This is a genomic window from Enterobacter cloacae complex sp. 6730903 (assembly GCF_048283985.1).
GTDB classification, from domain to species: Bacteria; Pseudomonadota; Gammaproteobacteria; order Enterobacterales; family Enterobacteriaceae; genus Enterobacter; species Enterobacter hormaechei_C.
In genome coordinates, this window is sequence record NZ_JBLVXX010000038.1 from 1 (window position 1) to 14,055 (window position 14,055).

General features: G+C 56.1%; 11 protein-coding genes. 7 read left to right on the plus strand and 4 right to left on the minus strand.

The window, feature by feature from the left end:
• Window positions 1–609 precede the first annotated feature (609 nt).
• Genes ACNQ0W_RS18045 through ACNQ0W_RS18060 form a run of 4 tightly spaced genes read left to right on the plus strand, consistent with a single transcriptional unit; the run spans window position 610 to window position 5,485 of the window.
• Window positions 610–1,191 (plus strand): fimbrial protein, encoded by a 582-nt coding sequence (locus ACNQ0W_RS18045; protein ID WP_062933751.1) that lies wholly within the window; start codon window positions 610–612, stop codon window positions 1,189–1,191.
• 30 nt (window positions 1,192–1,221) lie between these two features.
• Complete coding sequence (locus ACNQ0W_RS18050; protein WP_045911847.1) at window positions 1,222–1,896, plus strand: molecular chaperone; 675 nt, start codon at window positions 1,222–1,224, stop codon at window positions 1,894–1,896.
• Window positions 1,897–1,900: 4 nt separating this feature from the next.
• Window positions 1,901–4,381, plus strand: a complete 2,481-nt coding sequence (locus ACNQ0W_RS18055; RefSeq protein ID WP_062933750.1) for a fimbria/pilus outer membrane usher protein — start codon at window positions 1,901–1,903, stop codon at window positions 4,379–4,381.
• Window positions 4,382–4,390: 9 nt separating this feature from the next.
• Entirely contained in the window at window positions 4,391–5,485 is a 1,095-nt protein-coding gene (locus ACNQ0W_RS18060) for a fimbrial protein (protein ID WP_062933749.1), read from the plus strand.
• 32 nt (window positions 5,486–5,517) lie between these two features.
• On the opposite strand, the gene ACNQ0W_RS18065 is transcribed toward ACNQ0W_RS18060, so the two are convergent.
• The 4 genes from ACNQ0W_RS18065 to ACNQ0W_RS18080 all read right to left on the minus strand — a co-directional run bounded on the left by ACNQ0W_RS18065 (window position 5,518) and on the right by ACNQ0W_RS18080 (window position 9,683).
• Window positions 5,518–5,880: a YibL family ribosome-associated protein gene (locus tag ACNQ0W_RS18065; RefSeq protein ID WP_015572767.1), complete on the minus strand. Its 363-nt coding sequence runs from the start codon at window positions 5,878–5,880 to the stop codon at window positions 5,518–5,520.
• Window positions 5,881–5,938: 58 nt separating this feature from the next.
• The gene (mtlR, locus tag ACNQ0W_RS18070; protein ID WP_015572766.1) at window positions 5,939–6,529 is read right to left on the minus strand and encodes a mannitol operon repressor MtlR; all 591 of its coding nucleotides are present in this window, start codon (window positions 6,527–6,529) and stop codon (window positions 5,939–5,941) included.
• Window positions 6,526–7,674 (minus strand): mannitol-1-phosphate 5-dehydrogenase, encoded by a 1,149-nt coding sequence (gene mtlD / locus ACNQ0W_RS18075; protein WP_062933748.1) that lies wholly within the window; start codon window positions 7,672–7,674, stop codon window positions 6,526–6,528. The genes mtlR and mtlD overlap by 4 nt, the downstream gene beginning before the upstream one ends.
• Window positions 7,675–7,775: 101 nt before the next feature.
• Window positions 7,776–9,683, minus strand: a complete 1,908-nt coding sequence (locus ACNQ0W_RS18080) for a PTS mannitol transporter subunit IICBA (protein ID WP_015572764.1) — start codon at window positions 9,681–9,683, stop codon at window positions 7,776–7,778.
• A gap of 436 nt (window positions 9,684–10,119) precedes the next feature.
• Between ACNQ0W_RS18080 and ACNQ0W_RS18085 the strand changes: the two genes are divergently transcribed.
• The 3 genes from ACNQ0W_RS18085 (at window position 10,120) to selB (ending at window position 14,052) form a co-directional block, all read left to right on the plus strand.
• A complete protein-coding gene (locus tag ACNQ0W_RS18085) occupies window positions 10,120–10,728 on the plus strand; it encodes a glutathione S-transferase (RefSeq protein ID WP_015572763.1) in 609 nt (202 codons plus the stop codon).
• A gap of 103 nt (window positions 10,729–10,831) precedes the next feature.
• Window positions 10,832–12,217: an L-seryl-tRNA(Sec) selenium transferase gene (gene selA / locus ACNQ0W_RS18090; protein ID WP_062933747.1), complete on the plus strand. Its 1,386-nt coding sequence runs from the start codon at window positions 10,832–10,834 to the stop codon at window positions 12,215–12,217.
• Window positions 12,214–14,052 (plus strand): selenocysteine-specific translation elongation factor, encoded by a 1,839-nt coding sequence (gene selB, locus ACNQ0W_RS18095; protein WP_062933746.1) that lies wholly within the window; start codon window positions 12,214–12,216, stop codon window positions 14,050–14,052. The genes selA and selB overlap by 4 nt, the downstream gene beginning before the upstream one ends.
• The last annotated feature ends 3 nt before the right edge of the window (window positions 14,053–14,055 follow it).

Sequence of the window (14,055 nt, forward strand, 5' to 3'; positions counted from 1 at the left end):
CATATAGATTTTAACAGTGTATTACAAACGATCAATTGCTGATCGATAAGGAAATATCCTGTTTAACCGTGATTTTTCAGGATAAAGGGAAAGAATTTTTTGCTGAAGTGACATTTTTTGGCTAATAATATTCTGAAATAAATTGATCAAACAATGATCAGTTGGCTTACTTGTAATTTAGTTGCGGTATTAAAAGCAGATTAATAATTATCAGGGCAATCGAAAGGGGTTAAATTTGTTAGCTGAGTGTTAATTCAAGAATGTTTACAGACGCGGCGTATTACTTTTCAATACGTAGACGTTAAAAGGTATTTGATTTACTATTTATTCAGAAGCAACGTTACAGAAGATTTTAAATTTATTACTAACCACAACGTATTCAGTGTTATTTTCGGCCAGAAGTCATTCCTCAGTTGAAGGATATCTGTGTATGGCCTTCTGAAAATATACGGATTATCACCATGGGATGGACCCTGCTTTATTCTATAAGGTCGCGTCACCCATTCTGCTAAAACCCTTTCGGTGGCGTTTTTAAATCCTTATAGCGGTTATTGTACCTGGTACAACAAGTCTATATCTGTTTAATTTACAGAGGGGAAAGTGTTCCAAATGAAAATCAAAAATGTGGCGCTGGCGATTGCCGCGGCGGGGCTGCTGTTATCTTCTCAATCGGTACTGGCAAGCAGTGATTCTGGCGTTAATGCTTCTCTGGATACCGGTGCGGGTTCGCAAAGTACGGGCGGGGTGATCAATTTTACCGGGAAGATTACCCTTATTTCCTGTGATATTACTCCGGCCTCAAAAAACAAAACGGTAGACCTTGGGGCGTGGGCACAAAGTTACTTTGACGATCACAACGAAACGACGCCGCGCGAGTTCAAAATCAACGTGGAAAACTGCCCGAAGACGGTTGAATCGGTTGCGGTACTGTTTGACGGAACCAAAGATACGGTGAATGACACACTGCTACAGGTTACGCCAGGCGAAGGTATGGCGACGGGTGTCGGCGTGAAGCTTTATAACAGCGATCGCAGCACCGCGATTAAACCGGGTACGGTATCTGAAACAACCGCACCGGATGCAGAAGGCAATGCTGAATTAACTTTCTATGCCGCACTTGACAAAGATGGCACGGAAATCAACGCCGGCGATGTTAACGCCGTTTCTAACTTCCTGATGGTTTATAACTGATTTCACTGTCAGCCACCTCCAGAGATAATAATGATGAAACGTTTATCGTATATTATGCTCACTGCATTAATGGTTAGTTCTGCGTCAGTTTCCGCTGGCGTTGTAATGGGGGGAACACGGATCGTATACCCACAACACAGCAAGGAGGTGGCATTTTCTGTTTCTAATATGGAAAGTGCGGTTCCCTATCTTATTCAGTCGTGGGTTGAAGGCGATGGGCAGGGTAAAAATAACGCTGCGCCATTTATTGTCACGCCACCTCTGTTCAGACTTGATCCGGAGCAGACCAACACGCTGCGTATTCAATATACCGGCGCTCCGCTGCCCACAGATCGTGAATCTGTATTCTGGCTCGATATTAAAGCGATTGCGCCAAAGCCAAAAGAGAGCAGCAACGAATTACAAGTTAACGTTAAATCGAAATTTAAAATTTTCTATCGCCCGGACAATCTGAAAGGGGACGCTGCCACTGCCTGGCAGAAAATAACGTTTTCGCGGACGGGAAAAGGGCTTAAGGCCGCCAACCCGACGCCATACTACGTCTCTTTTTATCGGCTGTCCGTTGGCGGGCATAAAATTGAGCAGCCGGGCATGATCGGTCCAGGGGAAACCCGTGAATGGCCTGTGTCCGCCTCCGGGGGCGTAAGCTGGTCGGCTATTAATGATTTTGGTGCCATCACCGCCACCCACACCCAGCCTCTTTAAGACCATGCCTTTTCGCCTGTTTCGTTACGCGCCGCTTTCGGTGTTGCTGCTTAGCTTCAGCCGCGCGGGGATGGCCGAGGATTACTTTGATCCCGCCGCGCTGGAGCTTTCCTCTACCGAACAGAAAACGGCGGATCTGCACTATTTCTCTGAAAAGGGCGGGCAAATGCCAGGTACCTGGCTCGTGACGCTGGAGATTAACGGACGCGAGGAGCGGCATCAGGAGATCACCTTCGTCAATGAGAAAGGCAACCTGCAACCCGTTTTTAGCGTATCGCTGCTGGAAGCGCTTGGCGTAAATGTAGGGGCCATTCCTGCATTCTCCCGGTTGCAGGAGGGAGAAACGTTCACGCACCTCGAGGATTTTATTCCGGCAGCACGAACCTCTTATGATTTCAACCAGCAGCGTCTTTTTCTCAGCCTGCCGCAGGCGGCGATGAAACACCGCAGCCGTGGCTACGTGCCGCAGTCGCAGTGGGACGATGGTATCCCGGCGGCATTTACTGATTACAGTCTGTCGGGCGGCCAGGCACATCATCAGCGTGGCGTCACGACATCCAGCTATCTGAGCCTGCGTAACGGTATCAATCTGGGGGCGTGGCGGTTGCGCAACACCTCCGCCTGGAGCCACAGCGACGCGGGCGGCGACCATTTTCAGTCGCAAAGTAGCTGGCTGACCCGGGATATTCGCCGTCTTAACAGCCAGCTACGGATCGGCGATGCCTGGACCGCAGGTGACGTCTTCGATAGCGTGGCGTTTCGCGGGGTACAGCTCACATCAAGCGAAAGCATGTTGCCCGACAGCCAGCGCGGCTTCGCACCAACCATCCGCGGCGTCGCACACAGCTTCGCTAAAGTCTCCGTTTCGCAAAATGGCTATGTGATCTATGAAACCTGGGTGGCCGCCGGGCCATTTATCATTAACGATCTGTTCCCCGGCGCACAAAGTGGCGATCTACAGGTGACGATCACGGAAAGTGACGGCTCAACGCGCGTCTTTACCCAACCCTATTCTGCGGTGCCGTTTATGCGACGCCTGGGCAGCCTGAAATACAGCCTCAACGCCGGACGATTTCACTCCGGCTCCGGCGATGCGCGTTCACCTGAGTTTGTTGAAGGCGCTTTCTTCTACGGCCTGCTCTCGAGGATGACGGTGTATGGCGGCTTTCGTACGGCGAGCAACTATCAGGCCGGTGCAATTGGCGTAGGCAGAGGGTTTGGCGCATTCGGCTCGCTGGGCATTGACGATACGCTGGCAAAAAGCCGTTTACCCGACGGCAAAAGCGCGATGGGGCAAGCGTGGCGCATTCAGTACCAGAAAGATTTCAGCGCTACCGGCACCGCCTTCAACCTGGCGAGTTATCGCTATGCCTCGCGCAATTACTATGAATTTAGTGAACTGAATCAGTCTGACAGCCAACAGCTGCAACTCAATAATCGCCGTAGCCGCTCGCAGGTCACCTTCTCACAGACGCTGGGTCAGTTCGGCAGCCTCAGCGTCTCGGCATGGATGCAGGATTACTGGCATACGTCCGGGCAGGATAAAACCATCCACATTGGCTGGTACACCAGCTGGCGAGGCATTTCCTGGGGCGCGGGGTATGACTACACCGACTCAGCGCTTGAGCAGCATCCCGATCGTACCGTGTCGTTTAACGTCAATGTTCCGCTTGGTCACTGGTTACCGGACAGCTCGGTCAGTTACTTCATCAACCACAACAATCGTGGGATGACCACTCAGCAGGTGTCACTCAACGGCAGTGCGCTGGCGAATCGCAACCTTAATTACAGCGTTCAGCAGAGTAAGGCCAGCGAGGGACAAGCCGACAGTACCAGCCTTGCGCTGCAATACAACGGTGGCTACGGCAACGTCAGCCTCGGTTATGACCACAGCCGAAGCGGTAGCAACGCGAGCCTCGGACTCGCCGGAGGCGTTATCGCCACGCAGTATGGCGTCACGCTTAGCCAGCCGCTGGGCGATACCGTCGCCCTGCTACGCGTGCCCGGCGCGGCGAACGTTGAGCCGGAGGGCTACAACGGGATCCATACCGACAGCCGCGGCTATGCGGTCATGCCAACGCTCTCGGCGTATCGCAAAAATACCGTCAGCCTTGATACGGCGACGCTGGGTGAGAACGTCGACGTTGAGCAGAGCGGTCTGACGCTCATTCCCACCAGCGGCGCGGTGGTGCTGGCCAATTACAAAACCCACATTGGTTATCGCGTTCTGTTTTCCCTGCGCTACCACGGTGAACCGTTGCCGTTTGGCGCGCAGGCTGAAGTGGTGGAGCAGAACCGCCATTCTGCAAACCGAAGCATGGTCGCTGACGGCGGTCAGGCCTACCTGAGCGGCGTACCAGAGCGCGGCACCCTGCGCGTCACCTGGTATGAAAACGGGGAACAGCAGCAATGCCAGACACCTTTCAGACTGGGAAAAGCGCATATGGCCCCCGGTATCGCCACGCTGTCAGTTGAGTGCCATTAGAGGAATATCATGCGTCGTTTTATTCACTGGTTTTTCTATCTGAGCCTTCTTTCGCTTTTTGGCATGCTGAGTTTTCATGCCCATGCCCAGACTTCAACCTGCCGCACCACGCGCGATCAGTGGGTCGTTCAGGTGCCTTATGCCATTGGGTATGCGCCCGGCACGGCTGACTGGACGCCGATCTCAGCGCCGATACAGTCTACCGGGGCGGATTTCTACAGCTGTGATGGCGGGAATGATGCCTGGCGTAGTATTGGCTTTGTCGACGTGGATAACCCCGTCGGCACGGTGGTTGGTGAAGACGGCGCGTCACGTCACGTCTACAAAACTCAGATCGACGGCATCGGCTACGCGCTGGGATTCCGGGAACAGCAGTACTGCGGCGCCGATGCGATACGCTATATTGACGGCACCAGCCCGGTGAATGGCAATGAGTCCCGGCGCATTTGCGACGCATCGCAAAACCCCGCCTTTGCCAGCGCCTCAACGTACAAAATGCAGTTCTGGGTGGTGTTTTACAAAATTCCAACGACCAGCTCCATGCCTGACGATAACGCCAATTCCCAGGAGCAAAATGTCGGATCGCTGATATTGCAGGCGGGAGAAAATCAAGCCAGCGCCACCAACGTGGCGACACCGGTACAGATCCATCTCGCCAGCTTCACCGTCAGGCGTACCAGCTGTTCAGTGGGCTCTCGCAGCATTCTTGTTCCCATGGGGAGCGTGAGCCAGCGTGAATTTCACGGCATCGGCTCCCGCGCCGGAGGCGGACGCTTCAGCATTCCGGTGACCTGCGAAAATAACACAGCGGTGAAGATGGGTTTCTTTGGCGATACCACGCCGGGCAACGATCGGGCGCTGGCGTTGACGAAGCAGGAGAATAGCGCCAGCGGTGTCGGGATCGAACTGCTTTACGGTGACAATACCGGTTCGGTTCAGGGGCAGGTGGTACCGTGGAACACCCCGCAGGTGTCGGCGCTTGGGCAAGTGGGGGATAACCAGACGCAAACCTTCTGGTTTGATGCGCATTACATTCAGACGGAAGAGAACGTGACGGCGGGAAAAGCGGATGCGATGGCGACGTTTAACCTGATTTACAACTGAGTTTCCCCTGCCGCAGCGGCAGGGGAGGACGATCAAAACGCGGTCTTACAAAAACCCGTCATCTCTTTCAGGCCCATTTCGCGGCCAAGCTCAGTCATCGGGTGCACCACCACCAGGCCACGGACGCTTTTCTTCAGCTTACCCATGTCGGCCTGCTCTTTTTTGGTGATCGCGCGGCGATGCGGCATGTTCATCAGCTTCTGCGCTTCTTTACTCAGCTTCTGGCCTTTCACTTCGCGCAGGCGCTCAATTTCCGCCTCCAGCTTCACGGACTCTTTTTCCAGCTCGGCATATTTCTCGGCGGAATCGACCAGGGAGAGGCCAGCCATCTGATGGCGGATCAGATCCAGACGGTCGCTCAGGCGTTTAATTTCGTTCTTTTCGACTTCTTTCATGACAAATAACTCTGAAAACGGGGAATTTACAGGGAAGGATACACCAATGTGTGCGGGCTTACTTCTGAAACGCTTTTTTTAAGCTGATTTTAGAAATCAGCTCAGTCAGGGAAAGCACCATGGTGGAGCGCACAACCTGTTGATAACGCAGCTTTTGCATCGCGTACAGCTCTGGGTCGCTGTTATCAAACTGAGGTGCGGGAGGGAGCGCGGATACGCAGTGCAGTTCGCCGAAGGGCCCCAGTATCTCATCATCGGTAAAGGTGTACTCATTACCGTCATGATTGAGCTCTTCGCGCAGCGCCATTAACAGCTCGGCGTCCTCATACTCCTGGCGGTTCAGCACGCCAAGACCGTAAATCAGCTTCAGCCGTACCGATAAATCGCCCAGCGGTCCGTCTCCGTCCAGTAACGGTTCTACAGCATACTTTACCGCGTAGTCGTCTTTGCGAAACACCTGAAGCACCAGAATGTTCACCGCCTCGGTTAACAGCTCGACGGCGGCAATCAGGAAACTTCGTACGGTTTTGCCAGCATTCAGACGCTCAAGCACACGATTTTCAAAGGCCTGGGTTTGTTCCATTATTGCCTGCATATCTGACAATCTGTTATTCGGGCGCAGGCTAACCTGCGCCGGACTCTGCATCATTTGGTTGCGTTGTATGCGTTAACCGCCTCCACAACCACGTCGCTGTTGGCGTCCAGACCGGAGATCTGCGCCAGCGCAGCCTGCGCGCCTTTGTCATCAATCAGCTGAGCCAGCTCAATCGCCTGCGGGTCCTGCTCGCTGCGGTAGTGCATCGCGGCGGCAATCCCTTTCACCAGGTTGGCGTGCGGCAGGCCGTATTCCAGCGTGCCCAGCAGCGGTTTAATCAGGCGGTCACCCGCCCTCAGTTTGCGCAGCGGCTGACGACCCACGCGCTCAACGTCATCTTTCAGATACGGGTTTTCAAAACGACCGAGGATTTTCTGGATGTATGCTGCGTGTTTATCAGCATCAAAACCGTAGCGTTTGATCAGCACCGCGCCGCTCTCTTCCATTGCCCCTTTGACCACCGCACGGATGTTCTCATCGAGGATCGCGTCACGAATCGTCTGATGACCGGCCAATTTTCCGAGGTACGCGGTTATAGCATGCCCGGTGTTCAGCGTGAAGAGTTTACGTTCGACAAATGCCATCAGATTATTGGTTAATTCCATTCCCGGAATGGTCGGCAGCGCGCCCTTAAACTGGGTTTTATCGACGATCCACTCGCTGAAGGTTTCCACGGTCACTTCCAGCGGGTCGTTGGTGGCGGATTCTGACGGCGGAACGATGCGATCCACGGCGGAATCCACAAAACCGACGTGCGCTTCAACCCAGGCTTTATCTTCGTCGGCGACGGCTGCCATAACGTGGCCTTTCAGTTGCGTGGTGCCGCGCACCATGTTTTCACAGGCGATGATGTTCAGCGGCGTTTCAACGCCCTGTGCTTTACGTTTCGCCAGGCCTTTCGCAACCGCCGGGGCGATACGCTCAAGCACCACCGGACCCACGGCGGTGGTGACCAGATCAACGCTCGCGATGAGGTCAATCACGTCGTCGCCAATGCTGCTTACCGCGTTGACGCCAGAGACCGTTTCAACCTTTTCGTTTTCACCCACCACGTGAACCTGATAGCTATGACGGGCATTCAGGGCATCCAGAACCACCTGATTCACATCGGCGAATGTCAGGGTAATGCCCGCGTCTGCCAGCAGTTTACCGATAAAGCCACGACCGATATTACCTGCGCCAAAATGTAATGCTTTCATAGTGTTAACCTTCATCAATGTTTTTACCCGAGAGGGCTGGGGTGAGGAACGTTTTCCCCTCACCCTAGCCCTCTCCCCGGGGGGAGAGGGAAGAGGCGCTGTTACTTGTTCAGCAATGCCAGAACTTCTTCAACGCTGGTGGTGTTGGCCAGACGCTCAATAACCGTTTCGTCATCCAGCGCGTTGGTCAGGCTGGTAATCACCTGGATATGCTCGTTGTTGCGAGCGGCGATACCAATCACCAGACGGGCGATGTCGTCCTCTTCTTCACCGAAGCGCACACCATCAGGATACTGACAGAACACCACGCCGGTTTTCAGCACGCGGTCTTTGGCTTCCACCGTACCGTGTGGAACCGCGATGGATTCACCCAGGTAGGTTGGGGTCAGCTTTTCGCGTTCCAGCATCGCCTCAACGTACTCAGGCTGAACGTAGCCGCCTTTCACCAGCTGCTCACCGGCGAAGCGAATGGCCTCTTCTTTATTGGTCGCCGTGCGGCCAAGGAAGATGTTTTCAGCGCCCAGTTTGAACAGATGCGCGTTGCTCTCGTCGAAGCTGTCTTGCAGGCTGGTACGCACTTTCACTTCGTTATCTTCATGGCGCTGCGCCGCCACCAGGCGTTCGGTCAGGCTGGCGTACAGGCCGCTGTCGAGGAAGTTGGTCAGGGAAATGTGCTGTGCCTGCGGTACCTGACGCATAGCGCGTTCGGTCAGATCGCGGTGCGTGATCACCAGGTCAACGTCCGGCGGCAGGCTGTTAATCGCGCTGTTGGTGACGGAGATGTTGGTCAGACCCGCATCCTGCACTTTCTTACGCAGTACGCCCGCACCCATTGCGCTGGAGCCCATACCGGCATCACAGGCCACGATGATTTTACGCACGTGGCTCAGGTCGTTAGAGACATCGCCCGCCGCCAGCGGCGTTGCGCCTTTGGATTCGGCTTTCATGTCATGCATACGACGGGTTGCCGCTTCGATATCGTCGTCTTCTTTCACCTTGCTGGTTTTCAGCAGGATAGCGGAGGCCACGAAGGAGACCGCCATGGCCGCACAGATCGCCGCGATGTTCGCGAAGTAGGCGCCTTTCGGGGTCATCGCCAGCACCGCCAGGATAGAGCCCGGAGAAGCAGGAGACACCAGACCACCGCCCAGCACGCTCAGGGTGAACACGCCGGTCATACCGCCAAGGATAACGGCCAGGATCAGACGTGGGTTCATCAGCACATACGGGAAGTAAATTTCGTGAATACCGCCCAGGAAGTGAATGATCGCCGCGCCGCCAGCAGACTGTTTCGCGCTGCCGCGACCAAAGAACATGTATGCCAGCAGAACGCCCATACCCGGACCCGGGTTCGCTTCAATCAGGAAGAAGATGGACTTGCCGAGATCGTGTGACTGCTGAATACCCAGCGGTGAGAAGATACCGTGGTTGATGGCGTTGTTCAGGAACAGGATTTTCGCCGGTTCAACGAAGATAGACGCCAGTGGCAGCATGTCGTGCGCCACCATGAAGTTAACGCCCGCCGCCAGCAGCTTGGACAGCACTTCAACCGCCGGGCCAATGCCGAGGAACGCCAGAATCGCGAGGATCATCCCGATGATGCCCGCAGAGAAGTTGTTCACCAGCATTTCGAAGCCGGATTTGATCTTGCCATCAACCCAGACGTCAAATTTCTTGATCGCCCAGCCGCCCAGAGGACCGGCAATCATCGCACCGAGGAACATCGGCATATCCGCACCGACGATAACACCCATGGTTGTGATGGCACCCACGACGCCACCACGGTCACCGCCCACCAGACGACCACCGGTATAACCGATGAGCAGCGGCAGGAGATAGGTAATCATTGGGCCAACAAGTTTTGCCAGCGTTTCGTTAGGCAACCACCCTGTCGGAATAAATAATGCGGTGATAATACCCCACGCGATAAACGCGCCGATATTTGGCATCACCATGTTGCTGAGGAAACGACCAAAGCTTTGCACTTTGATCTTGAAATCGGATGACATAAAACACCCCTTCTTATGTTTACGCTTAGGCTTGTGGCCCGAGGTTTATCGTTAATGTGCGGCGGCAGAGGTAGCCGGGCCCTGTTCTGATGCTGTGAAATCTGGCACTGAATCGTTCAACTGTCCAGACAGCGAAATTTTGTGTGATCTGAATCACATGAATGTAGGGGGTGAGGACATTAATGAAGTGATCGCGATCACATAATGAGTGTGTAAAAAAAATACATCGCTCAGAATTACGCCAAAATGGGCGGCGTTTTGTGATTTGCATCACAATGTTACGTTGGCTGTTTGTTTCCAGATTGTGATTTGATTCACAAAATATTTTTATGCAGATTTCTTCCGTATCCCCTCACGGCAGGAATGCGATACGCACACCTGCCTTTTTCCACGGCTTGATCCATACTGACCTCTTTGTGGGCATTAAGGATAAGCAATGAAACTCATCGGCAGTTATACCAGTCCTTTCGTGCGTAAGATTTCGATTCTCCTGCTGGAGAAAGGGATTGAATTTGAATTCGTGAATGAACAGCCCTACAACGCAGAGAACGGCGTTGCGCAGTACAACCCGCTGGGGAAAGTCCCGGCGCTGGTAACGGACGAGGGCGACTACTGGTTTGATTCCCCGATCATTGCGGAGTACATCGAACTGCTTGGCGTTGCGCCAGCCATGCTGCCGGCGGACCCAAAAGCAGCGCTGGCGATGAAGCAAATTGAAGCCCTGGCGGATGGCATTATGGATGCGGCATTAACGTCCGTACGCGAACAGGCAAGGCCCGCCGCCCAGCAGTCAGAAAATGAGCTGCTGCGCCAGCGCGAAAAAATCAGCCGCAGCCTGGATATGTGCGAACAGCTGATCCGCGACGGGAAAATTCAGAGCGATAGCCTGAATCTGGCGACGATCGCCATCGCCTGCGCCATTGGCTACCTCAATTTCCGCCGCGTCTCGCCGGGCTGGTGCGTGGATCGTCCGCTGCTGGTCAAACTGGCGGAAACGCTCTTCCAGCGCGAAAGTTTTGCCCGGACTGAACCGCCAAAGGCTTGATGCGGGTTATAACACTTCCTGGCGGGAGGCGGTACAATCCCCCCACATGTTAACTCCCTCTCCCGTCGGGAGGGGGGAAGATATTTACTCGCCAGGCGCATTCATGACTACTCAACATTCCCTCTACAGCCAGATCCCCGCTACCGATCGTCTGCTTCGTGACCCGCGCATCACTGCGGTGCTGGAGCAGTTTGGCCATACTGCAACGGTCGACATGCTACGCCAGCTTCAGGACGATGCGCGTCGCCATATTCAGGCTGAGAACGCGCTACCCGGCTGGTGCGAGGCGTGGGAGCAGGAAGTTGAACGCAGGCTGAGCAAGCACGGGCAAAGCGCGTTGCGCCCGGTTATTAACCTGACAGGCACGGTTCTGCACACCAATCTGGGCCGGGCACAGCAGGCCGAAGAGGCAACAGAGGCCGTCACCCGTGCCATGCGCTCGCCGGTGACGCTGGAGTACGATCTGGACGGCGCCGGGCGTGGGCATCGCGATCGCGCGCTGGCGGATCTTCTCTGCCAGATCACCGGCGCGGAAGATGCCTGCATTGTGAATAACAACGCGGCGGCGGTGCTGTTAATGCTGGCGGCCACCGCGAGCGGAAAAGAGGTTGTCGTCTCTCGCGGCGAGCTGGTGGAGATCGGCGGGGCGTTTCGTATTCCGGACGTCATGCGCCAGGCGGGCTGCACGCTGCATGAAGTGGGCACAACCAACCGTACCCATGCAAAAGATTATCGCGCGGCGGTGAATGAAAATACCGCCCTGCTGATGAAAGTGCATACCAGCAATTACCATATTGAGGGGTTCACCAAAACGGTGGAAGAGGCTGAACTGGCCGCCATCGGGCGCGAGCTAAACGTGCCGGTGATTGCCGATCTCGGCAGCGGGTCGCTGGTGGATATGCGCCAGTACGGTCTGCCGAAAGAGCCGATGGTGCAGGAGATGATCGCCGCGGGCGTCAGCCTGGTCAGTTTCTCTGGCGATAAACTGCTGGGCGGGCCGCAGGCGGGGATTATCGTCGGCAGGCGCGAGCTGATTGCGCAGCTACAGCAGCATCCGCTGAAGCGCGCCCTGCGTGCCGATAAAATGACGCTGGCCGCGCTGGAAGCCACGCTGCGGCTCTATCTCCACCCGGAGAAACTGGCTGACCGCCTGCCCACGTTGCGTTTGCTGAGCCGTGATGCGGCCTCCATTCGCGCGCAGGCGGAAGCGCTACTGCCGCAGGTTGCTCCTCATTACCCTGAGTTTGACGTTCGTATCGAGCCTTGCCTGTCGCAAATTGGCAGCGGCTCGCTGCCGGTGGACAGGTTACCGAGCGAAGCGCTGACGTTCACCCCGCGCGACGGACGCGGAAGCCAGCTTGAGGCGCTGTCGGCGCGCTGGCGCGCATTACCGACGCCGGTGATTGGCCGGATCGGTGACGGGCGCATGTGGCTGGATTTACGCTGTCTGGAAGATGAAGTGCGGTTTCTGGAGATGATGTTGAAATGATTATTGCCACCGCCGGTCACGTTGACCACGGCAAAACCACGTTATTGCAGGCCATTACAGGCGTGAATGCCGATCGCCTGCCGGAAGAGAAAAAGCGCGGCATGACCATTGACCTGGGTTACGCCTACTGGCCGCAGCCCGACGGTCGCGTGCTGGGCTTTATCGACGTGCCCGGCCACGAGAAGTTTCTTTCCAATATGCTCGCGGGCGTGGGCGGGATCGATCATGCTCTGCTGGTGGTCGCGTGCGATGACGGGGTGATGGCGCAAACGCGCGAGCATCTGGCGATCCTCCAGCTGACGGGAAACCCGCAGTTGACCGTCGCCCTCACCAAAGCGGACCGTGTGGATGAGGCGCGAATCGACGAGGTGCGTGAAGAGGTGCTGACGGCGCTGAGTGAATACGGTTTTAAGGATGCCGCATTGTTTGTCACAGTGGCGACAGAAGGCCGCGGTATCGACGCTCTTCGCGACCATTTGCAGCAGATCCCGTCTCGTGAACAGGCCAGCCATCACCGCTTCCGTCTGGCGATCGACAGGGCGTTTACCGTGAAAGGGGCCGGGCTGGTGGTGACCGGTACCGCGCTGAGCGGCGAAGTGAACGTGGGCGATACCCTGTGGCTGACGGGCGTGAACAAACCGATGCGCGTGCGCGGGCTGCACGCGCAAAACCAGCCGGTGGAACGGGCCCACGCCGGGCAGCGTATCGCGCTGAATATTGCCGGTGATGCCGAAAAAGACCAGCTTAACCGCGGCGACTGGCTGCTGGCCGACGCGCCGCCGGAGCCTTCTGAACGGATCATCGTTTCACTCCAGACCCACACGCCGCTGACCCAGTGGCAGCCGCTGCATATCCACCACGCGGCCAGCCACATCACCGGACGCGTGTCGCTGCTGGAAAACGATCTCGCCGAACTGGTGTTCGACTCCCCGCTCTGGCTGGCGGATAACGACCGCCTGGTTCTGCGCGATATTTCGGCGCGGGAAACGCTGGCGGGCGCGCGCGTGGTCATGCTGGATCCGCCCCGTCGTGGCAAGCGTAAGCCCGAGTATTTACAGTGGCTGGCCGCGCTGGCCCAGGCCCGCGATGATAAGTCTGCGTTAGATATCCACCTTGAGCGTGGTGCGGTGGATCTGGCGGCGTTCGCCTGGGCGCGCCAGCTCAGCGGCGAAGGATTGCGTCTTCTGACGCAGGAGCCGGGTTTTATTCAGGCCGGGAACAGCCTGCTGAACGCGCCGGTGGCGGCGCGCTGGCAGCGCAAAGTGCTGAGCACGTTGGCGACCTACCATGAACAGCATCAGGATGAGCCCGGTCCGGGCCGTGAACGTCTGCGGCGCATGGCGTTGCCCATGGAAGACGACGCGCTGGTGCTGTTGCTGATTGAAAACATGCGTGAAAGCGGCGTGATTGCAAGTCATCACGGCTGGCTACACCTGCCGGAACACAAGGCTGGTTTTACCGCTGAGCAGGACGCGGTCTGGCAAAAAGTGGCAGCGCTTTTTGGCGATGAACCGTGGTGGGTGCGCGATCTGGCGCGTGAAACCCATACCGATGAGCAGCTGATGCGTCAGGTACTGCGCCATGCGGCGCAGCAGGGGATGATTGTGGCGATCGTGAAAGATCGTTATTACCGCAACGATCGGATCGTGGCGTTTGCGAACCTGATCCGGGAGCTGGATCAGGCGCGCGGATCAACCTGCGCCGCAGACTTCCGCGATCGGCTGAACGTGGGACGCAAACTGGCGATTCAGATCCTGGAGTATTTCAACCGCATCGGGTTTACGCGTCGTCGTGGCAATGACCATGTGCTACGCGACGCGCAGTTATTTCCCTAAGCG